We start from the raw sequence: 19100 nt of genomic DNA, 5'->3' as shown, positions 1-19100 counted from the left end.
GGGTATCCCCTCCATCATGAGCGATACTGCCGTCGTGGTGGTCGACATGATGAACACCTATCAGCATCCCGACGCTGAAGAATTGATACCCAATGTGGGCAAGATCATCGACCCGCTGGCCGATTTGGTCCGGCGCGCACGGGAATCCGACGACGTGGACCTGATCTACGTCAACGACAACTACGGCGATTTCGCCGCTCAGTTCTCCGACATCGTCAGCTCCGCGCTCGACGGAGCCCGGCCCGATCTGGTGAAGCCGATCGCGCCGTCCGGAGACTGCCGCGTGATGACCAAGGTGCGGCACAGCGCCTTCTACGCGACCGCGCTGGCGTATCTGTTGAACCGGCTGGAGACCAAGCGGCTGGTCATCGCCGGGCAGGTCACCGAGCAGTGCATCCTCTACACCGCACTCGACGCCTACGTGCGCCACTTTCCCGTCGTCATCCCGACGGACGCCGTGGCCGGCATCGACACCGACCTTGCCGAGGCGGCGTGCAAGATGATGGAGAAGAACATGTCGGCCGAGATCACCACGGCCGCCGACTGCCTCGGTTAGTCAGGCGCGCCAGACCCGAAGGCCCGCCCTGGGAGAGCCACCCGGCGCGATCAGGCAACGAATTTCGGTGGCGGAAGCAGCCTGCGGGTCGCGCGCGTCGTCAGCCCCGGAGACGAGCCCCAAGGCCCCATGTCGCTGCAGTCCCAGGCGTAGGCGGGCACACCGTCGCGGAGCAGCGGCGCGAGCTCGGGTATCGACAATTCCCTCGCGGACCAGGAGTACAGCTGGTCAAGTCGTGGCCGGATGACGCCGAGGTCGAGAACACGACCGAATCCGCTTTCCCGGCCGACGTACCAGTCCAGGTCCTCCCGCAGCGGGTAACGGTCCGGCAGCACCCTCGACAGCTGCAAGAAGATGCCGGTGACTGCCAGGCGCGGGTCGCCCAACAAGGGTGCGAGCGGTGACAGCCAGCCCAGCGCCAACCGCGGCGCGGCCACCAACGCGTGCGCGAAGAGGACCCGCACCAGCACCAGGTTGATGAAGAAGCGTTCGACGCGCGACTCGCCCTCGGCCAACTCATGGTTATCCAGGTAGGCCCTGACGATGATGGCGTTGTGGGCCCGGTACCACGTTCGCACCGACGGCCGGCGGATGAACGTCACCGAGTCGGCGACGCTCGACGAGGTGGTGGGGCCGCCCAGGCCGAGCACGTGGGCGCGCGCTTCGGCGGTATCGCGCAAGAGTCGGTCGTTGATCGCACGCCACCAGGGACTGCCCGGCGCCGCGGCGTCAGTGGGGTTCAGCACTCCGCGACGCAACTCCCAGCGCATGAACGCCAGCGCCGCGCGCCGGTAGGGCAGACGCCGCTCGTCCCAGCCGGCCGGTGTCTCGTAGAGGGTCCGCAGCAGCGCGAGCCGCGCCATCGGGTCATCACGCACCGAAGCGAGCTGTCCCGCGGCATGCTCGGCGGCTGTGGCCATGGCAACAATCAACCACATTGCGCCCGGTGACCGCTTGTGAAGGCAGACGTCCAGAGCTCGACGCCCCGTACCCTCGAACAGGTGACCACCCGCCGCGCCGAATCGCCGGAGCTGGTCGCGTTGCTGACCGGTCGCCGGATCGCGGTGCTGACCGGCGCCGGCCTGTCCACCGACTCCGGCATCCCCGACTACCGCGGACCCGATTCGCCGCCCAGCAATCCCATGACGATCCGCCAGTTCACCTCGGATCCGGCGTTCCGGCAGCGTTACTGGGCGCGCAACCACGTCGGCTGGCGACACATGGACGACACGCTGCCCAACGCCGGGCACCGGGCGTTGGCCGCCCTCGAGCGCGCTTCGGTGGTGACCGGGGTGATCACCCAGAACGTCGACCTGCTGCACACCAAGGCCGGCAGCACCAACGTCGTCAACCTGCACGGCACCTACGCGCGGGTGGTCTGCCTGGGCTGCGGCTACACCATGAGCCGCGCCGCGCTGGCCGATCAGCTCGAATCGCTCAACCCGGGATTCGTCGAACGCGCCGGAGCGGGCGGCGGTCTGGCCGTAGCCCCCGACGCCGACGCCGTCGTCGCCGACACCACGTCGTTCCACTACCTCGACTGCCCGAGCTGCGGCGGCATGCTCAAACCAGACATCGTCTACTTCGGTGAGAGCGTGGCCAAAGCGGTTGTCGACCAAGCCTATTCACTGGTGGAAGAAGCCGACGCGCTGCTGGTCGCCGGCTCCTCGCTAACAGTGTTCTCGGGCTACCGGTTCGTGCGTCATGCGGCAGCGCTCGGCACGCCGATCGCCATCGTCAACCGCGGTCCTACTCGCGGGGACGACCTGGCCACCGTCAAGGTCGACGGCGGCTGCTCCGAGCTGCTGACGTTGCTCGTTGACGAATTGTCGCCGATCGCAATGCTTTAGAACGTGCACGGCATGCTGCGAATGGCGTGCACGAAATTGCCCGCCACGTAGGCGGGATCGCCCGCCTGGATGTCCGGCAGCTGGCGCAGCAGCTCCGCGAAGATGGCCCGCAGCTGTGCGCGGGCCACATGGGCACCGAGGCAGAAGTGCAGCCCTCCCCCGCCGAACCCGACGTGCGGGTTGGGACTGCGGCTCAGATCCAATCGCTCCGGATGGTCGAACACCTCGGTGTCCCAATTGCCGGACGGATAGAACATCACCACCTTCTCCCCCGCCCGGATCGTCTGGTCGCACAGCTCGAAATCCGTTGCCGCCGTGCGCCGGAAGGTCATCACGGGACTGGCCCAGCGGACGAATTCCTCGACGGCCGTTCCTATCCGGTTGTCGAAATCCTCCAGCAACCAGGCTCTTTGATCTCCGAAGTCGGTCAGCGCCTTCATCGCGTGGCTGGTGGTCTGACGGGTGGTGTCGTTGGCGGCCACGGAAAGCAGCACGAAGAAGGCCGCCACCTCCGCGTCGGTCAGCCGGTCGCCGTCGACCTCGGCGTTCACCAGGCCGCTGAACAGATCGTCGCCGGGATGATTGCGGCGCTCGGCCGCCAGCGCGCCGGCGACCTGGTGCAGGTACCCCTGATTTTCGAGCAGAACCTCCAGGGGGTGGCGACCGTCGAGGTAAATCGGGTCGGCCCAGGACACCAGCGCGTCCGCGGCGTGCGCCACCCGCTCTCGCTCCGATTCCGGAATCCCCACCATGTCCGACAAGGTGCGGATCGGCAGTTGCTTGGCGCAGTGCTCGACGAAGTCCGCCCCGCTGCCGGCCGCGCGCAGCTCCTCGACGATCGCCCTGGCGTTCGCCCTGATCGAGTCCTCGATGCGCCGGATCTGGCGTGGGGTGAACGCGGCGCTGACCAGCTTGCGCAGCTTCGTGTGCCGCGGCGGGTCCATCGCGAGGAACGACTGCGACGCTTCGAGGAGTTCCACCGGGATGTTCTCGAACATGACGCCCTGGCCCGAAAGGAACACCTCGTTGTTGCGGCTGACCGTGGCGATGTCGGCCCGCCGGGTGACCGCCCAGTAGCCCGGATCCGCGGGATCGGGCATCAGCGCGTCCTCGACCGGCGGATGCCAGCTCACCGGCCGCTCGGCCCGCAGCACCGCGAACGATCGTTCGCGGTCGGCCGCCGTCGTCGACCAGAACGCGCGGGAGGACAGGTCGATGGGGTCGTAGGGGCGGCCGGGCTTTTCGCTGCCCGACGTTCCGGTCATCACGGTCATGGCGATCCTCCGTTGCGTATGACCTCGGTCACAGACTCCAGCGACACTATTCCTAGACATCATGTCTAGTCAAGTTGTCCAAGATGGCTCTATGCTGGGGGAATGCCATCGGTCACCCGGAAGCCGCAGGCCAACCGCGAGCAGGAGCGACAGCAGCGGCGAGAACAGATCGAGCGCCGGTTGCTGGACGCCACCGAGCGACTGATGCGCGACGGCGCCAGCTTCACCGAGCTCAGCGTGGACCGACTGTCGAGTGCGGCCGGTATCTCGCGCGCGAGCTTCTACATCTACTTCGAGGACAAAGGCCACCTGCTGCGCCGCCTGGCCAACCAGGTGTTCGCCGACCTCGCGGACAGCGCCGACCGCTGGTGGAGCGTGGCGGGTCGGCACGATCCCGGCGACGTCCGCGCCGCGATGGACGGCATCATCGCCAGCTATCGGCGACACCAACCGGTACTGGTCGCCCTCAACGAGATGGCCGGCTACGACCCGCTGGTCGCGGCGACCTACCGCAACCTGCTGACCGCCGTCACCGGGCGGATGACGCGGGTCATCGAAGACGGCCAGGCCGATGGCTCGATCCGGGCCGAGTTACCCGCGGCCACCACCGCCAGCGCGCTGACTTGGATGGTCGAGCGGGCGTGCCAACAGAATCTGCCGACCTCGCCGGCCGATTACGACAGCGAACTGGCCGCCACGCTGGCCGAAATCGTCTGGGGTGCGCTGTATCTCAAGCCGACCTCGGATCGCTGATGCGCGGGGTGTGACGAACGCGATATAGTTAATACCCTAACTATTCGCCTACCATGCAATTATGGCATCGCTGGCCGTACCGGAGATCGACCCGCTTTCCCTCGAACAGCAGGTCTGTTTCGCGCTGAGCGTGACCAACCGGGCCGTTTTGGCGGTCTACCGGCCGCTATTGGAGCCGTTGGGGCTGACCCATCCCCAGTACCTGGTGATGCTGACCCTTTGGGACCACCAGAAGGCGGCAGGGGCACGGCGGAAACCGCTGTCGGTCAAGGACATCGCGACCACATTGCAGATGGATTCCGCCACCCTGTCGCCGATGCTCAAGCGCCTGGAAGCGCTCGGCCTGATCACCCGTACCCGAAGCGCGGTCGACGAGCGCTCCACCGAGGTGAAGCTCACCGAGAGCGGCGCCGCCTTGCGTCGCCGTGCGCTCAAGATCCCACCCGCCGTGGTCGAGCGCCTGGGCGTCGACATCACCGAACTTCGGCACCTGCACGAAGTACTTACCCGCATCAACACGGCCGCCCTGGCAGCGGGCGCATTACAGTCCTGACCCGTCCGCACTAGGAGCCACCATGACCGACACCAAACCGAACGTCTGGCAACGCATCACCTACTCGTACGGTCGATGCCTACCCAGCTCGATGCGCACCTGGGTGGCCAACGACCTGGCCGGCCCGGGAGCCGTGCGCAGGCACATGATTCGCTGGGCCATCCCGCCGCTGTTCGTTCTCGCACCGTTCTGGCTGCTGCCCGCGTCGCTGTATGTGCACTCTGAGATGACGGCGCCGCTCTACATCTGGGCCCTGCTGATCTCGCTTGCGCTGAACAAGGTTTGGCGCCGGCACCGGCTGGCGCAGCACGGTCTCGACCCGAACCTGGTCGATGTGATCAAGAACAAGAAGCAGGCCAAGATGCACGAGGACTACGCCCGCCGGTTCGGGCCGCGGCCCGAATCGGCCGCCTGGCAGGACAACAGCAACCCGTTCAGCTAGCCGCCCTATACGGCCACGAGGTCATCGGCGTGCACCGCGGGCCGGCGGAGTTCGCCCGGCAGCTCTGAGGTCGACCGGCCGATCATGGTCGCCAGTTCGGTGGCGTCATAGGCCACCACACCCCGGGCCACCATGGCCGTGTCCGGGCCGCGCAATTCGACGACGTCCCCGGCGTAGAACCGGCCCGACACGGCGGTGATACCGGCGGCCAACAGCGACCGACGCTGGTCCACCACCGCGCGCACCGCGCCGTCGTCGAGGATCAGCGCGCCGGCCGCCTCGGCGGCATACCGCACCCAGAACCGGCGAGCCGACATCCGGGCCGGCCGTGCGGCGAAGACCGTGCCGACCGATGCGTCGGTGAGCGCGGAGGCGGCGTCGGACGCCGCGGCCAGCAGGACCGGCACCCCGGCGTCGGCGGCCAGCAATGCCGACGACATCTTCGACACCATTCCTCCGGTCCCGAGGTCGCTGCCCGGGCCGGCGACCACACCGGACAAATCCGCCGCCCCGGAGACTTCCCCGATGAACCTGGCACCCTTGATTTTTCGGGGATCGGAGTCGTAGAGGCCGTCGATGTCGGAGAGCAGCACCAGGGCTTCGGCACCGACGAGGTGGGCCACCAGCGCCGACAGCCGATCGTTGTCGCCGAACCGGATCTCGTTGGTGGCCACCGTGTCGTTCTCGTTGACGATGGCCACCGCGTGCAGGGCGCGCAACCGGTCCAGGGTGCGCTGGGCGTTGGTGTGCTGGGCCCGCATCGAGATGTCGTGAGCGGTCAGCAGCACCTGTCCCACCGTGCGGCCATAGCGCGCGAACGCCGCGCTCCACGCGTTCACCAGCGCAACCTGCCCGACGCTGGCCGCCGCCTGTTTGGTCGCCAAATCCTTGGGGCGGCGGGCCAATCCGAGCGGTTCGATGCCGGCGGCGATGGCGCCCGACGAGACGATGACGACGTCGGTGCCCGCCTTCATGCGCGACTCGATGGCGTCGGCCAGCCCGGCCAGCCGGCCGGCGTCGAACACGCCGGACTCGGTGGTCAGCGCGTTGGTCCCGACCTTGACCACCAGGCTGCGCGCGGTCCGGATGGCCTCACGCTGAGCTGTCACGGTGCGCCCCGCCTCATCGCTTCGCTCTGCGTCGTCACCGGCGGTCACGACTCGTCACCGCGCTCGCGACGCTGCCGCCGGGCCGCCTTGCGCTCCGAGGCGCCCGTGCGCTCGCTGCGTTCCAGCCGCACATCGGTGCCCCGCCCCGACACCGCGACGTGTTGTCCCGCAGGCGTTTGCGGCTCCCAGTCGAACGTCATGTCCCCGATGGTCACGGCGCACCCGGGTTGCGCGCCCAGCCGCAGCAGTTCCTCCTCGACACCCAGCCGGGCCAGGCGGTCGGCCAGATAGCCGACGGCTTCGTCGTTGTCGAAGTTGGTCTGCCGGACCCAGCGCTGGGGCCGGGCACCGGTGACCACGAAGCCGCCCTCGCCGTCCGGCTCGACGGAGAAGCCGCTGTCGTCCACCGGAACCGGACGGATGACCGGCCGGCGCGGCACGATCTCCGGCTGGGCCTCGTTGTACTCCGAGATGATCCGCCAGAGCCCGAATATCAACGGCTGCAGGCCTTCCCGGGAGACCGTCGACACCAGGAAGACGGGCCAGCCGCGCTCGGCGATCTCATCGCGGACGAACTCGGCGAGCTCGCGCGCCTCGGGCACGTCGATCTTGTTGAGCACCACCGCCCGTGGCCGCTCGGCGAGGTCACCCAGCGTCGTATCCCCTTGCAGGGTCGGCTTGTACGCGGCGAGTTCGGCTTCCAGGGCGTCGATGTCGGAGATCGGGTCGCGGCCGGGCTCCGCGGTCGCGCAGTCGACGACGTGCACCAGAACGGCGCAGCGCTCGATGTGCCGAAGGAAATCCAGGCCCAGGCCGCGGCCCTGCGACGCGCCGGGAATCAGGCCCGGCACGTCGGCGACGGTGAACGTGTGCTCGCCCGCCGACACCACACCGAGGTTGGGCACCAGCGTGGTGAACGGGTAGTCGGCGATCTTGGGCTTGGCCGCCGAGATCGCCGACACCAAGGACGATTTCCCGGCCGAGGGAAACCCGATTAGACCAGCGTCGGCGACGGTCTTGAGTTCCAGCGTCAGGTCCCGGGTCTCACCCTCCTCGCCGAGCAGCGCGAAGCCGGGGGCCTTGCGCGCGCGTGACGCGAGCGCCGCGTTGCCCAGGCCACCGCGGCCGCCGGCCGCGGCCTCGAAGCGGGTGCCCGCCCCCACCAGATCCGCTAGCAGGCGGCCGTTTTCGTCCAGCACGACGGTGCCGTCGGGCACCTTGACTTCCAGATCCGCACCGGCCGCCCCGTCGCGGTTGTTGCCCATCCCCTGTTTTCCCGACGGCGCGGTGACGTGCGGATGGAAGTGGAAGTCCAGCAAGGTGTGGACCTGCGGGTCGACGACGAAGACGATGCTTCCGCCGCGGCCGCCGTTGCCGCCGTCGGGACCGCCCAGCGGCTTGAATTTCTCGCGGTGGACGGACGCGCAGCCGTTACCGCCGGAACCCGCGCGCGCGTGAATGACGACCCGATCGACAAATCGAGGCATCGAATACCAGCCCTTCGAATGTCACGCCAGGGCGAAAACACCTCTTGAAGCCGCCGCAGCGTTGCCCCGCACGGGGGCGGTGCCCCCGGCTCGCGGCGCCTAGACCTGGGGCGTGATGCTGACGGTTTTGCGTCCGCGCTTGACGCCGAACTCGACGGCGCCGGCCGCCTTGGCGAACAACGTGTCGTCGCCGCCACGCCCGACGTTCACGCCGGGGTGGAACTTGGTGCCACGCTGGCGAACGATGATCTCGCCCGCCTTGACGATCTGGCCGCCGAACCGCTTCACGCCCAGCCGCTGAGCAGCGGAATCGCGGCCGTTGCGCGAGCTGGAAGCGCCCTTCTTGTGTGCCATGTCTGTCGCCTCCCGCTACTTGATCCCGGTGACCTTCAGGACCGTCAGCTGCTGACGGTGTCCCTGACGCTTGTGGTAGCCGGTCTTGTTCCTGAACTTGTGGATACGGATCTTGGGGCCCTTGGTGTGCTCGAGCACCTCGCCGGTCACCGCCACCTTGGCCAGGGCCGCGGCGTCGGTGGTGACCTTCGCACCGTCCACGACCAGGGTGACGGGCAGCGAGACGTTAGCGCCCGGGTCGGAGTCGAGCTTCTCGACCTTGACCACGTCCCCGACGGCGACCTTGTACTGCTTGCCGCCCGTCTTGACGATTGCGTAGGTCGCCATCGTTACTCCTGCCTTCTTTCCTCTGCTCAGCCGGTTCTTCGGCGCTTCGCGCGCGAGCCACCGGCGTGGGCGTGGTGGGTCTGGGTTGCGGGTCCGCGCCGACTGCCCGGGAGCCCCGCTGTCGCCGGCCAAAGTCCGAACGGCCTGGCGACAACTGTCCTAGGGTACTTGACCAGCGGCTAAAGGGTCAAACCGGCCCGGTCAGTCCGCATGGATCGGCGGTCCCGCCGGCCTACCGGCCGCGCGTCGCCGCCGCGGACGTCCGAACCCCGGTCCGGCGTCGACGGACCCGTCGTCGTCGGAGTCATCGGAGTCGTCCTCGACGTCCAGGTCGTCGTCGTCCATTTCCAGGTCGTCGTCATCGTCACCGAGGTCTTCCTCGTCGTCGAGGTCATCGTCGTCGTCCTCGTCGAGGTCATCGTCGGACTCGTCGTCGGCGTCTTCGTCAGCGTCTTCGTCGGACTCCTCGAAATCCCCCTGATCGGTGTCCTCGACGTCGGCCACGTCCCGTTGCTGCTGCTCGTCGGGCTCGTTGGCCGCTTCCTCGGCGGACTCGTCGGGTTCTTCGTCGTCGGGGCCGTTCTGGGTGGAGCCGCCGGCTGCCATCGCCTTGAACATCGGGTGTTCGCCGGGGGCGTGCGCCGGCACCTTGGCCACCACCGGCTCTTCGGCGCGGTTCTTCTTGGAGCGCCTGCCGCGGCGGCCACCGGATTCGGACTTGCGCCCGTTCGAGGGAGCCGAGTCCACCGGGTCGGTGTGCAGCAGGATCCCGCGGCCGCCGCAGTGGGTGCAGGACGTCGAGAAGGCCTCGATCAGCCCCGTTCCCAGCCGCTTGCGGGTCAGCTGGACCAGGCCCAGCGACGTCACCTCGGAGACCTGATGGCGGGTGCGGTCGCGCGCCAGCGCCTCGGTCAGCCGCCGCAACACCAGGTCGCGGTTGGACTCGAGAACCATGTCGATGAAGTCGATGACCACGATGCCGCCGATGTCGCGCAGCCGCAATTGGCGGACGATCTCCTCGGCCGCCTCCAGGTTGTTCTTGGTCACGGTCTGCTCGAGGTTGCCGCCGGAGCCGGTGAACTTGCCGGTGTTGACGTCGACCACCGTCATGGCCTCGGTCCGGTCGATCACCAGCGTGCCACCCGAGGGCAGCCACACCTTGCGCTCCATCGCCTTGGCGAGTTGCTCGTCGATACGGTGCACGGCGAACACGTCCGGACCGGCCTGGCCTTCGGGGCCGCTGGGCGGCTCGTACTTGCTCAGCTTCGAAACCAGATCGGGCGCAACGGAATTCACATAGTCGGTGATGGTCGTCCACGCCTCGTCACCGGAGACGATCAGGCCGGCGAAGTCCTCGTTGAACAGGTCGCGGATGACCTTGACCAACACGTCCGGCTCTTCGTAGAGCGCGACGGCGGCGCCGGCGGCCTTCTCGGTGATCTCGGTGGCCTTGGCCTCGATCTGCTTCCACCGCTCCTGCAGGCGGGTGACGTCGTTGCGGATGTCGTCCTCTTTGACGCCCTCGGACGCGGTGCGGATGATCACCCCGGCATCCGACGGCACCACCTCGCGCAGGATCTCCTTGAGCCGTTGGCGTTCGGTGTCGGGCAGTTTGCGGCTGATCCCGGTCGACGACGCGCCCGGCACGTAGACCAGATACCGGCCGGCCAGCGACACCTGTGTGGTCAGCCGGGCACCCTTGTGGCCGACGGGGTCCTTGCTGACCTGGACCACGACGTAGTCACCCGGTTTGAGCGCCTGTTCGATCTTGCGGTCCGACCCGCCCAGTCCCGCGGCTTCCCAGTTGACCTCGCCGGCGTAGAGCACGCCGTTGCGGCCGCGGCCGATGTCGACGAACGCGGCCTCCATCGAGGGCAGGACGTTCTGCACGATCCCCAGGTAGATGTTGCCCACCAACGAGGCGGACGCGGCCGACGTGACGAAGTGCTCGACGACGATGCCGTCTTCGAGGACCGCGATCTGGGTGTATCGCGCCCCCTGGTGCGGCGGCTCGGTGCGGACCCGGTCGCGCACCACCATGATCCGCTCGACGGCCTCACGGCGCGCCAGGAACTCCGCCTCGGTCAGGACCGGTGGGCGGCGCCGTCCGGCGTCGCGGCCGTCCCGGCGCCGTTGCCGCTTGGCCTCCAGCCGGGTGGAGCCGTCGATGCCCTTGATCTCGGCGTTGGACGAGCCGTTGCCGCCGTCGTTCTTGCCGTTGCGCGGCGCCCGCTCGTGCACCACCGTGTTCGGCGGGTCGTCCGGCGACGAGTTTTCGTCACCGTCGTCGCTCGAGCCCGATTTGCGGCGCCGGCGCCTGCGGCGGCGGCGGCTGGCGCCCTCCGGCGAACCGTCGTCGCCGGTGTCGGAGTCGTCGGAGTCGTCGGAGTCGTCGCCCTCGTCGTCCTCGGCGTCGGAGGAGTCGCCCCGGCCGGCCTTCTGGCCCCGCTGCTGCGGTTCGTCGTCGTCACCGGCTTCGCCCTGGCCGTCGGGACCGCCCTGCTCACCGCGGCCTCGGCCACGACCGCGACGGCCACGCCGCCGCCGCCGGTTGGCCGGTCGATCGGTCTGCTCGTCGTCTTCGTCGTCGACGTCGGAATCGTCGGAGTCCGAGTCGTCGTCGGCGTTCCCGTCCTCTTCGTCGGCCTGCATCGGCTGCGGCGCGACGAACAACGGCATGTAATGCGGCCGCTCGGCGGCGTTCTCAGGGGCCGCCAGCATCAGCCGGGATTCGGGTTCCTCGGCGTTTTCGCTGGTCGCGTCCGCGTCGGCGGCTTCCGCCTCGGCATCGGGCTGGGCCGCCAGCAGGTCGCGGACGCGGACCGCGTCCTCGCGGTCCACCGTGGAGTGCGCGCTGCGAATCCGCCCGTCGAGCGCGCTCAGCGCGTCCAGCACCCGCTTACTGGTGGTTCCCAGCGTCCGTGCCAGCGAATGGACTCTCAGGCGGTCCGGCAGTTCGTCGTGCCGTGTCGGCTCTTCGGATGACTCTGTGGATGGTGCACCGTCTACCACGTATTCTCCTCAAGCCCCCGGGCGCGTCCTGCGACGCGGCCACGCGAGGGCTTCGCTATGGGCCCGGGTGACTTCTCCCGGACTTGTGATGGTCTCGCCCCGAGCGGTTCGCGGGGAACGCACTCGGCGCCGTGCTGAATGACGGCCTGACATGCCGCGCACCAACGCGGGATCGCGATGATCGCGCTTGTCTAAGTCTTCATTCGGGTGTCCGACACCGGTCCGGCGACGTTCACCCTCCGTCAGTATCCCACATCACTCGGCGAGCCCACCCGCCCCTGAGCAAACGCGTCCCGAGCGGGGCCGCGCGGCGGCGTTAGCTGGGGTCCCCGGCGTCGGGAAACCAGAGTGCGATTTCGCGCTTCGCGGACTCGGTGGAATCGGACCCGTGCACCAGGTTGAACTGCGTCTCCAGCCCGAAGTCGCCCCGGATCGTCCCCGGGGTGGCCTTCTCCACCGGGTCGGTACCGCCCGCGAGCTGCCGAAACGCGGCGATCGCCCGCGGTCCCTCGACGATCGCGGCCACCACGGGCCCCGAGGTGATGAACTCCAGCAGGGATCCGAAGAAGGGCTTGCCTTCGTGCTCGGCGTAATGCGCGGCGGCCAGGTCCTCGCCGACGCGCCGAAGCTCCAGCGCGACGATGGTCAGGCCCTTGCGCTCGATCCGGCTGAGGATTTCCCCGATCAACTGCCGCTCGACGCCGTCGGGCTTGATCAGTACGAGGGTCCGTTCGGTCACGGCGCACAGCGTACAGAACCGGGCGGCGATCTCCTCGGGTGGCGACCGCGCCCGGCCCTACCGCTGACGCCGCAGCACCTCGGCCCGGAAATACGCGATCAGCGCCCACAAGCCGGTGAACAGCACCCCGACGAAGCCCACGCCCGGGTACACCGCGAAGCCGACGAGTAGGAGCAGCTGAGCGGCCAGGTTGACCCAGATCGCCCACGGTTTGCGCTGCAGTCCGCCCAGCACGATGAGCAGGCCGGCCACGCTGACCAGGTAGCCCAGGGACACCGAGGTCAGCCCGCCGCCCACCGCGCCCACCACCGGAATCGCCAGCAATACGACGATCGCCTCCAGCAGGAGCGTCGCGGCCATCACCGCGCCGAAGCTCTTCCAGGGGTCGGGCCGGTCGGGATCGGTCATTCCGGATCCCGGCCAAAGAGGGTCCGCGCCGCCCCGGCGGTGACGACCGAGCCGGTAATGACGATCCCGGTGCCGGAGAACGCCTCCGCGTCGGCGTCCAGCGTCGCGTCGTCGACCAGCGCGGTCGCGGCGTCGATGGCGTCGCGCAGGTTCTCGGCCGAAACCACCCGTTCGGGGCCGAATCGCTCCCCGGCCGCCAGCGCCAGCGACTCGACGTCCAGCGCCCGCGGGGACCCGTTGTGGGTGACGACGACGGCGTCCAACACCGGTTCGAGCGCGCCAAGGATGCCGTCGACGTCCTTGTCGGCCAGCACGCTGAGCACACCGACCAGGTAGCGGAAGTCGAATTCCTCGCTCAGGGTCTGCGCCAGCGCGGCCGCGCCGGCCGGGTTGTGCGCGGCGTCGATGAACACGGTGGGCGCGCTGCGCATGCGCTCCAGCCGGCCGGGGCTGGTGACGGCGGCGAAGCCGGCCCGCACCGCCTCGACGTCGAGCTGCCGCTGAGCGCCGGCGCCGAAGAAGGCCTCCACCGCCGCGAGCGCCACCGCCGCGTTGTGCGCCTGGTGTTCGCCGTGCAGCGGCAGGTACAGGTCGGAGTACACCCCGCCGAGGCCCTGCAGTTCCAGCACCTGGCCGCCGATCGCGACCTGACGGCTCAAGACCGCGAACTCCGAATCCTCGCGGGCCACCGCGGCGTCGGCGCGCACCGTCTGGGCCAGCAGCACCTCCATCGCCTCGGGGGCCTGGCGCGCGATGACGGCGACGGTGTCCGGCGCGCCGTCAGGTGCTTTGGTGATGATCCCGGCCTTCTCGCCGGCGATACCGGCGAGGTCGTTTCCGAGGTACTCGACGTGGTCGATGCCGACCGGGGTGATGACCGCCACCGGGGCGTTGACGACGTTGGTGGCGTCCCACCGCCCGCCCATGCCGACCTCGATGACCGCGACGTCGACGGGTGCGTCGGCGAACGCAGCGAACGCCATCGCGGTCAACACCTCGAACTTGCTCATCGCCGGTCCGCCCGCGGCCTGCGACTTCGCGTCGATCATCTGCACGAAGGGCTCGATCTCCCGGTACGTCGCGACGTACTGCGCGGGGGTGATCGGGCGCCCGTCGATCGCGATGCGCTCCACCGCCGATTGCAGGTGCGGGCTGGTGGTTCGCCCGGTACGCCGGTGCAGCGCGGTCACCAGCGCGTCGACCATGCGCGCGACCGAGGTCTTGCCGTTGGTGCCGGCGATGTGGATCGAGGGATAGGCCAGTTGCGGCGAGCCCAGCAGGTCCATCAGTGCGCTGATCCGGGTCAGGCTCGGCTCGATCTTCGTCTCCGGCCAGCGTTGGTCCAGCAGGTGTTCGACCTGGAGCAGGGAGGCGATCTCGTCGGGGGTCGGGGCCAGGCTGGTGGCGCCGTGATCTTCGCGGCCGGGCTCGGACCAGTCGGAGGGCTCGCTCACTGCAACCCGGCCAGCCGCGCGGTGATCCGGTCGGTTTCGTCCTGGGCCACGCGTTGGCGGTCCCGGATCTTGCCGACGACGTTCGGCGGGGCCTTGGCCAGGAAGTCCTCGTTGGCCAATTTGGCGGTGGTCGAGGCCAATTCCTTCTGCGCCGCGGCGAGATCTTTCTCCAGGCGGCGGCGTTCCGCGGCGACGTCGATGGTGCCCGAGGTGTCGAGTTCGACGACGACCGTGTTGTCCATGTTGGGCCCGAGCCGCACCTCCAGAGACACCGACGGCTCGAAATCGTCGCCCGGCGCGGTGAGCCAGGCCAGCGATGTCACCGCGGCCACCTGGGCGCTCAGATCCGCGCCGTCCACCCCGCCCAGCCGCGCCGGCACTTTCTGCCGGTCGGCCAGGCCTTGGTCGCTGCGGAACCGGCGGACCTCGGTGACCAGCCGCTGCATGTCGCTGATCCGTTGCGCGGCAACGGGATCCAGCTCGATACCCGACGACTGTGGCCAGTCGGCGATCACCAGCGACTCCTGGTCGGTCAGCGCCTGCCACAGCGCCTCGGTGAGGAATGGGATCACGGGGTGCAGCAGGCGCAGCAGGGTGTCCAGCACGGCGGCGAGGACGGCGGTGGTGTGCGCGCCCCCCTCGGCCAGCTGCGTCTTGGCCAATTCGACGTACCAGTCGCAGAATTCGTCCCACGCGAAGTGGTACAGCGCCTCGCAGGCGCGGCTGAACTCGTAACCGTCGAGCGCCGAATCCACCTCGGCGCGAACCTCTTCCAGCCGTCCCAGGATCCAGCGGTCGGCATCGGTCAGCTCGTTCTGCGCCGGAAGCGGCGCGAGCTGGGCCCCGTTCAGCAGCGCGTAACGAGTGGCGTTGAAAAGCTTGGTGCAGAAATTGCGCGACGCGCGCACGGCGTCCTCGCCGACGGCCAGGTCGCCGCCGGGGCTGGCGCCGCGGGCGAGCGTGAACCTCAGCGCGTCCGCCCCGAACATGTCCACCCAGTCCAGCGGGTCGATGACATTGCCCTTGGATTTGCTCATCTTGCGGCCGAATTCGTCGCGGATCAGCCCGTGCAGGAACACGTCGGTGAACGGCACCTGCGGGCCGCGCCGGCCGTCCAGGGTGATGGCGTCGTCGCCCCCCACGAACGTGCCGAACATCATCATCCGCGCCACCCAAAAGAACAAGATGTCGTATCCGGTGACCAAAACGCTTGTCGGGTAGAACTTTTCCAGTTCCGGGGTCTTCTCCGGCCAGCCCAGTGTGGAAAATGGCCATAGCGCCGACGAGAACCAGGTGTCCAGCACGTCGGGGTCCTGCTCCCAACCCTCCGGCGGCGTCTCGTCGGGCCCCACACACACCTGTTCCCCGTTGGGCCCGTACCAGATCGGGATGCGATGGCCCCACCACAGCTGCCGCGAGATGCACCAGTCGTGCATGTCATCGACCCACGCGAACCAGCGCGGCTCCAGGCTGGCGGGGTGAATCACGGTGTCGCCGTTGCGAACCGCGTCACCGGCGGCCTTGGCCAGCGATTCCACCCGCACCCACCATTGCAGCGACAGCCGCGGCTCGATCGGCTCGCCGCTGCGCTCGGAGTGCCCGACGCTGTGCAGGTAGGGGCGCTTCTCCTCGACGACGCGGCCCTGGGCGGCCAGCGCCTCGCGCACCGCGACCCTGGCCTCGAAGCGGTCCATGCCGTCGAATTGCGTTCCCGTGTCGGCGATCCGGCCCTTGGTGTCCATGATCGAGATCATCGGCAGTTGGTGCCGCAACCCGATCTCGAAGTCATTCGGATCATGCGCCGGCGTGACTTTGACTGCGCCCGTGCCGAATTCCGGGTCGACGTGCTCGTCGGCCACGATCAGCAGCTGCCGGTCCAGGAAGGGATGCGGCAACGTGGTGCCGACGAGGTCGCGGTAGCGCGCGTCGTCGGGGTGGACCGCGATCGCGGTGTCGCCGAGCATCGTCTCGACCCGCGTGGTGGCGACCACGATGTGAGGTTGCGAGTCGTCGAGCGAGCCGTAGCGGAACGACACCAGCTCGCCTTCGACGTCAAGGTAGTTGACCTCGAGGTCGGAGATCGCCGTCTCGAGCACCGGGGACCAGTTCACCAGCCGCTCGGCCTGATAGATCAGCCCCGCGTCGTAGAGCCGCTTGAAGATGGTGCGCACCGCCCGTGACAGGCCCTCGTCCATGGTGAACCGGTCGCGGCTCCACGCCACCCCGTCGCCGAGCCGGCGCATCTGGCCGCCGATGGCGCCCCCGGACTCGCGCTTCCAGTCCCACACCTTCTCGACGAACAGCTCCCGGCCGAAGTCCTCCTTGGTCTTGCCGTCGACCGCGAGCTGCTTTTCGACCACACTCTGGGTAGCGATGCCCGCGTGGTCCATGCCCGGCTGCCACAACACCTCATATCCCTGCATGCGCTTGCGGCGCGTGAGGGCGTCCATCATGGTGTGTTCCAGCGCGTGACCCATGTGCAGGCTGCCGGTGACGTTCGGCGGCGGCAGCACAATGGAGTACCCGGGTTTGGCACTGGTCGGGTCGGCCTCGAAGTAGCCCGCATCGAGCCACTTCTGGTAGATAGCGCCTTCGGCCGCAGCGGGATCCCACGACTTCGGCAGGTCGGTGGCGGGGCTGCGGCTGGCGGTCACCCGTCAATTCTAGGGAGCGCCGTTCACCCCGATGTAAGTGCCTGAATCGCCGGTGAGGCAGCTCACTATGGCAGTCGGTCGACGTGCAGTGTCACACCGGCGGCGGGGAACCTGGCCAGCAGCGCGTCGCCCATGGCGGCCGCGGGAGTGAGGACGCCGCGCAGGTCGGTGAGCTTGTCACGGTCGAACGCGAGCGCAAGGCCGCACTCCCCCAGCAGCACGGAGGTCGCCTTGTAGCCGGGGTCTCCGCGCTGCTCCATGCGCGCCACGTATCGCGCGCCGGTGGTTGTGGTGGTGTAGGTCTCGACGCGGTAGTAGCCGCGCTCGCGGACCGCCGCGCTGGGCCCGGTGCCGGGCTTCGGGATGACGCGCTCCACCAGCCGGCGCGGCAGCAACTTGAAATAGCGGCTGCCCAACTCCATGCTCGCGTTGCCCACGCCGCTCAAGACGGCGGATCCCACCGGCGCCAGGGGCGATGATCCCAAGCTCATGCTCTCGGTATAACGGAACCGCCGGCCGTAGGCCCAGTCCAGTAACGCGTTGCTGCGCCTGACGATTCGCGTGTTGGCCGGCGCCATCATGAATCCGCCGGTCCACACGCCGGCCAGTTCGGGCGCGATCTCGCGGCCACGACGCCAGGGCAGATCGGGCTGGCGGCCCAACTCCGGTTCGGCGGCGCGATCGCCGCTCAGCGTGTAGGGGTCGGCCAGCTGGCGCCGGATGTCGGGATCCCCGGAGGCGGCGTCGAGAACTTCCAGGAGCGAGGCGATGGTGCCGCCGGACAGTCCGCCGGACAGCGAACGCACGACGAAATCGGTCTCGGCAAGCTCGCCCGCGCCGTCGTCGCGCGCCGCGAGATACAGCGCATACACCGTGAGATCCGACGGAACGGAATCGAATCCGCACGCGTGCACGATGCGGGCGCCGGTGTCGGCGGCCTGCTTGTGGTAGGAGTCGATGCTGTTGCGGATGAACGGCGGTTCGCCGGTCAGGTCGGCGTAATCGGTGCCCGCCGCGGCGCACGCGGCCACCAGCGGAAGCCCGTAGCGGGTGTAGGGGCCGACCGTGGTGATGACGACCTGGGTGCGGGCCGCCATCTCGTTCAGCGTCGACGGCGACGACGCGTCGGCGGCGATCAGCGGCCAGGACTGGGCGGACTCGCCCAGTGTGTCGCGGACGGCCCGCAGCCGCTCGGTCGACCTGCCGGCCAGCGCCACCCGCGTGCCCGGACCCGACCGTGCCAGGTATTCGGCGGTCAACTTCCCGACGAAGCCGGTCGCCCCGTACAACACGATGTCGAATTCGCGCGGCGTTGCGGTCACGCGCCCGACGCTACCGGACCCGCAGATAAGTAATGCCGGGCCCAAGGCCCGGCATTACTTATTAGTGCGATGGTCAGCCGCGGCGTCCGCAGACCGGCCAGGCGCCGATGCCCTGCGAGTGCAGCACGTTCTCGGCCACCCGGATCTGCTCCTCGCGGCTCGCGCCGGCGGGAGAGCCCGACCCGCCGTTGGCGCGCCAGGTGCTCGGGGTGAACTGCAGGCCGCCGGAGAAGCCGTTGCCGGTGCTGATTCCCCAGTTGCCACCCGACTCACACTGCGCGATGGCGTCCCAGTTCACGCTGTACGCCCGCACCGGCGGAGGCGGCGGGGCTTCCGGGCCGGGAGGCGGCGGCAGGTTCGGGTCGAAGCCCGCGGGTGCCGGCGGTGGGGCGTCCGGGGCCGCGGACGGCGAAGTCGCGTCCGTGGCCGGCGGTAACACTCCGCCGGGCGAATCGAGCCCACCGCTGTCGTGCCAGGACAAGCCGGCACGTTCCGAAGCAGGTTTCCGCACCAACCAAAACCGTCAGCCCACCCCCGTGGGCTTGCTTTGGCGCGCGCGCACCGCGAAAGGAAAGATATTGAAGAACGTCCGTAAGACGCTCGTTCTTGCCGCGGTCACGGGCACCCTCGTGACCATCCCTTCGGCGACCGCCACCGCGGAGCCGACGGGCTTCGACCCCAACATGGCGCCCGCCGGGGCCCCGGACGCGCCCCCGCCGCCACCGGCGCCGGACGCGCCTCGAAACAGACGGTGTTCGCGTGATCGTCATGGCCGGACGGCACCAAGCCGTCGCCCGGTTCAGCCG

Annotated in this window: 18 protein-coding genes; 5 read left to right on the top strand and 13 right to left on the bottom strand. The window is 69.0% G+C overall.

Features of this window, described 5'->3' with window-relative positions; translation table 11 throughout:
• The first annotated feature begins 16 nt into the window (after positions 1–16).
• Positions 17–556 (top strand): cysteine hydrolase family protein, encoded by a 540-nt coding sequence (locus A5701_RS10955; protein ID WP_067752495.1) that lies wholly within the window; start codon positions 17–19, stop codon positions 554–556.
• Between the two features lie 50 nt (positions 557–606).
• Here A5701_RS10955 and A5701_RS10950 read toward each other — a convergent pair whose 3' ends face one another.
• Entirely contained in the window at positions 607–1476 is an 870-nt protein-coding gene (locus A5701_RS10950; protein ID WP_067752485.1) for a hypothetical protein, read from the bottom strand.
• A gap of 81 nt (positions 1477–1557) precedes the next feature.
• On the opposite strand from A5701_RS10950, the gene A5701_RS10945 reads away from it, so the two are divergent.
• Positions 1558–2406 (top strand): NAD-dependent deacetylase, encoded by an 849-nt coding sequence (locus A5701_RS10945; RefSeq protein ID WP_067752553.1) that lies wholly within the window; start codon positions 1558–1560, stop codon positions 2404–2406.
• Here A5701_RS10945 and A5701_RS10940 read toward each other — a convergent pair.
• Positions 2403–3680 (bottom strand): cytochrome P450, encoded by a 1278-nt coding sequence (locus A5701_RS10940; RefSeq protein ID WP_067752482.1) that lies wholly within the window; start codon positions 3678–3680, stop codon positions 2403–2405. The two genes, A5701_RS10945 and A5701_RS10940, sit on opposite strands and share 4 nt — an antisense overlap.
• A gap of 102 nt (positions 3681–3782) precedes the next feature.
• Here A5701_RS10940 and A5701_RS10935 point away from each other — a divergent pair, with 102 nt between their 5' ends.
• From A5701_RS10935 to A5701_RS10925, 3 genes are all read left to right on the top strand, one after another.
• Positions 3783–4433, top strand: coding sequence for a TetR/AcrR family transcriptional regulator (locus tag A5701_RS10935; RefSeq protein WP_067752479.1), 651 nt, complete (start codon positions 3783–3785; stop codon positions 4431–4433).
• A gap of 61 nt (positions 4434–4494) precedes the next feature.
• Entirely contained in the window at positions 4495–4986 is a 492-nt protein-coding gene (locus A5701_RS10930) for a MarR family winged helix-turn-helix transcriptional regulator (RefSeq protein WP_067752477.1), read from the top strand.
• Positions 4987–5008: 22 nt separating this feature from the next.
• Entirely contained in the window at positions 5009–5428 is a 420-nt protein-coding gene (locus tag A5701_RS10925; protein WP_067752474.1) for a DUF5313 domain-containing protein, read from the top strand.
• A gap of 5 nt (positions 5429–5433) precedes the next feature.
• On the opposite strand, the gene proB is transcribed toward A5701_RS10925, so the two are convergent.
• From proB to A5701_RS10870, 11 genes are all read right to left on the bottom strand, one after another.
• Positions 5434–6537, bottom strand: coding sequence for a glutamate 5-kinase (gene proB, locus A5701_RS10920; RefSeq protein WP_067752550.1), 1104 nt, complete (start codon positions 6535–6537; stop codon positions 5434–5436).
• 44 nt (positions 6538–6581) lie between these two features.
• Positions 6582–8024: a GTPase ObgE gene (gene obgE, locus A5701_RS10915; protein ID WP_067752471.1), complete on the bottom strand. Its 1443-nt coding sequence runs from the start codon at positions 8022–8024 to the stop codon at positions 6582–6584.
• 99 nt (positions 8025–8123) lie between these two features.
• Positions 8124–8378: a 50S ribosomal protein L27 gene (rpmA, locus tag A5701_RS10910; RefSeq protein WP_067752467.1), complete on the bottom strand. Its 255-nt coding sequence runs from the start codon at positions 8376–8378 to the stop codon at positions 8124–8126.
• A gap of 15 nt (positions 8379–8393) precedes the next feature.
• On the bottom strand, positions 8394–8705 hold the full coding sequence (gene rplU, locus A5701_RS10905; RefSeq protein ID WP_007169506.1) for a 50S ribosomal protein L21: 312 nt from the start codon (positions 8703–8705) through the stop codon (positions 8394–8396).
• A 201-nt stretch (positions 8706–8906) separates the two neighbouring features.
• Entirely contained in the window at positions 8907–11717 is a 2811-nt protein-coding gene (locus A5701_RS10900) for an Rne/Rng family ribonuclease (protein WP_067752464.1), read from the bottom strand.
• 316 nt (positions 11718–12033) lie between these two features.
• Positions 12034–12456, bottom strand: a complete 423-nt coding sequence (gene ndk / locus A5701_RS10895; protein WP_067752461.1) for a nucleoside-diphosphate kinase — start codon at positions 12454–12456, stop codon at positions 12034–12036.
• A 57-nt stretch (positions 12457–12513) separates the two neighbouring features.
• Positions 12514–12864, bottom strand: coding sequence for a DUF4233 domain-containing protein (locus tag A5701_RS10890; protein ID WP_067752458.1), 351 nt, complete (start codon positions 12862–12864; stop codon positions 12514–12516).
• Entirely contained in the window at positions 12861–14318 is a 1458-nt protein-coding gene (locus A5701_RS10885; RefSeq protein WP_067752455.1) for a folylpolyglutamate synthase/dihydrofolate synthase family protein, read from the bottom strand. The genes A5701_RS10890 and A5701_RS10885 overlap by 4 nt, the downstream gene beginning before the upstream one ends.
• On the bottom strand, positions 14315–16972 hold the full coding sequence (locus A5701_RS10880) for a valine--tRNA ligase (protein WP_067752451.1): 2658 nt from the start codon (positions 16970–16972) through the stop codon (positions 14315–14317). Before A5701_RS10880 ends, A5701_RS10885 begins: the two co-directional genes overlap by 4 nt.
• A 65-nt stretch (positions 16973–17037) precedes the next feature.
• Positions 17038–18294: a trans-acting enoyl reductase family protein gene (locus A5701_RS10875; RefSeq protein WP_067752448.1), complete on the bottom strand. Its 1257-nt coding sequence runs from the start codon at positions 18292–18294 to the stop codon at positions 17038–17040.
• Between the two features lie 73 nt (positions 18295–18367).
• Positions 18368–18808, bottom strand: coding sequence for a transglycosylase family protein (locus A5701_RS10870; RefSeq protein ID WP_231968890.1), 441 nt, complete (start codon positions 18806–18808; stop codon positions 18368–18370).
• Positions 18809–19100: the final 292 nt, after the last annotated feature.

This window comes from Mycobacterium sp. E3305 (genome assembly GCF_001666785.1).
Lineage (GTDB): Bacteria > Actinomycetota > Actinomycetes > Mycobacteriales > Mycobacteriaceae > Mycobacterium.
This window is presented reverse-complemented; position numbering and strand designations above follow the sequence as displayed.

Coding starts and splice junctions, on each gene's coding strand:
- A5701_RS10890 (WP_067752458.1), bottom strand. CDS start 12,864: ATGACCGATCCCGACCGGCCCGACCCCTGGAAGAGCTTCGGCGCGGTG.
- A5701_RS10930 (WP_067752477.1), top strand. CDS start 4,495: ATGGCATCGCTGGCCGTACCGGAGATCGACCCGCTTTCCCTCGAACAG.
- A5701_RS10940 (WP_067752482.1), bottom strand. CDS start 3,680: ATGACCGTGATGACCGGAACGTCGGGCAGCGAAAAGCCCGGCCGCCCC.
- obgE (WP_067752471.1), bottom strand. CDS start 8,024: ATGCCTCGATTTGTCGATCGGGTCGTCATTCACGCGCGCGCGGGTTCC.
- A5701_RS10955 (WP_067752495.1), top strand. CDS start 17: ATGAGCGATACTGCCGTCGTGGTGGTCGACATGATGAACACCTATCAG.
- A5701_RS10935 (WP_067752479.1), top strand. CDS start 3,783: ATGCCATCGGTCACCCGGAAGCCGCAGGCCAACCGCGAGCAGGAGCGA.
- A5701_RS10925 (WP_067752474.1), top strand. CDS start 5,009: ATGACCGACACCAAACCGAACGTCTGGCAACGCATCACCTACTCGTAC.
- rpmA (WP_067752467.1), bottom strand. CDS start 8,378: ATGGCACACAAGAAGGGCGCTTCCAGCTCGCGCAACGGCCGCGATTCC.
- A5701_RS10950 (WP_067752485.1), bottom strand. CDS start 1,476: ATGGCCACAGCCGCCGAGCATGCCGCGGGACAGCTCGCTTCGGTGCGT.
- rplU (WP_007169506.1), bottom strand. CDS start 8,705: ATGGCGACCTACGCAATCGTCAAGACGGGCGGCAAGCAGTACAAGGTC.